The organism is Kitasatospora sp. NPDC096128, assembly GCF_040303105.1.
Taxonomy (GTDB): domain Bacteria; phylum Actinomycetota; class Actinomycetes; order Streptomycetales; family Streptomycetaceae; genus Kitasatospora.
Genome location: NZ_JBEOSP010000122.1, coordinates 1 through 1,394 on the forward strand (window position 1 = coordinate 1; position 1,394 = coordinate 1,394).

Annotated in this window: 1 rRNA gene; it reads left to right on the forward strand. The window is 56.2% G+C overall.

The window, feature by feature from the left end:
* Positions 1 to 1,392: ribosomal RNA gene (locus tag ABTY61_RS41840) — 23S ribosomal RNA — on the forward strand; the annotation flags it as partial.
* Positions 1,393 to 1,394: the final 2 nt, after the last annotated feature.

Consider the following 1,394-nt stretch of genomic DNA (forward strand, 5'->3'; position numbering starts at 1 on the left):
CTGAGACCTGATGCCGAGCCGATTGTGGTGAAGTGGATGATCCTATGCTGTCGAGAAAAGCCTCTAGCGAGTTTCATGGCGGCCCGTACCCCAAACCGACTCAGGTGGTCAGGTAGAGAATACCGAGGCGTTCGGGTGAACTATGGTTAAGGAACTCGGCAAAATGCCCCCGTAACTTCGGGAGAAGGGGGGCCATTCCTGGTGACGAGTCTTGCACTCCGAGCTGGGGGTGGCCGCAGAGACCAGCGAGAAGCGACTGTTTACTAAAAACACAGGTCCGTGCGAAGCCGTAAGGCGATGTATACGGACTGACGCCTGCCCGGTGCTGGAACGTTAAGGGGACCGGTTAGCTCTGATTCGTCGGGGCGAAGCTGAGAACTTAAGCGCCAGTAAACGGCGGTGGTAACTATAACCATCCTAAGGTAGCGAAATTCCTTGTCGGGTAAGTTCCGACCTGCACGAATGGCGTAACGACTTCTCGACTGTCTCAACCATAGGCCCGGTGAAATTGCATTACGAGTAAAGATGCTCGTTTCGCGCAGCAGGACGGAAAGACCCCGGGACCTTTACTATAGCTTGATATTGGTGTTCGGTTCGGCTTGTGTAGGATAGGTGGGAGACTTTGAAGCAGCAACGCCAGTTGTTGTGGAGTCGCCGTTGAAATACCACTCTGGTCGTGCTGGATGTCTAACCTGGGTCCGTGATCCGGATCAGGGACAGTGTCTGGTGGGTAGTTTAACTGGGGCGGTTGCCTCCTAAAGAGTAACGGAGGCGCCCAAAGGTTCCCTCAGCCTGGTTGGCAATCAGGTGTTGAGTGTAAGTGCACAAGGGAGCTTGACTGTGAGACTGACGGGTCGAGCAGGTACGAAAGTAGGGACTAGTGATCCGGCGGTGGCTTGTGGAAGCGCCGTCGCTCAACGGATAAAAGGTACCCCGGGGATAACAGGCTGATCTTCCCCAAGAGTCCATATCGACGGGATGGTTTGGCACCTCGATGTCGGCTCGTCGCATCCTGGGGCTGGAGTAGGTCCCAAGGGTTGGGCTGTTCGCCCATTAAAGCGGTACGCGAGCTGGGTTTAGAACGTCGTGAGACAGTTCGGTCCCTATCCGCTGTGCGCGTAGGAGTGTTGAGAAGGGCTGTCCCTAGTACGAGAGGACCGGGACGGACGAACCTCTGGTGTGCCAGTTGTCCTGCCAAGGGCATGGCTGGTTGGCTACGTTCGGGAGGGATAACCGCTGAAAGCATCTAAGCGGGAAGCCTGCTTCGAGATGAGCACTCCCACCTCCTTGAGAGGGTAAGGCTCCCAGTAGACGACTGGGTTGATAGGCCGGATATGGAAGCCCTGTGAGGGGTGGAGTTGACCGGTACTAATAGGCCGAGGGCTTGTCCTCAG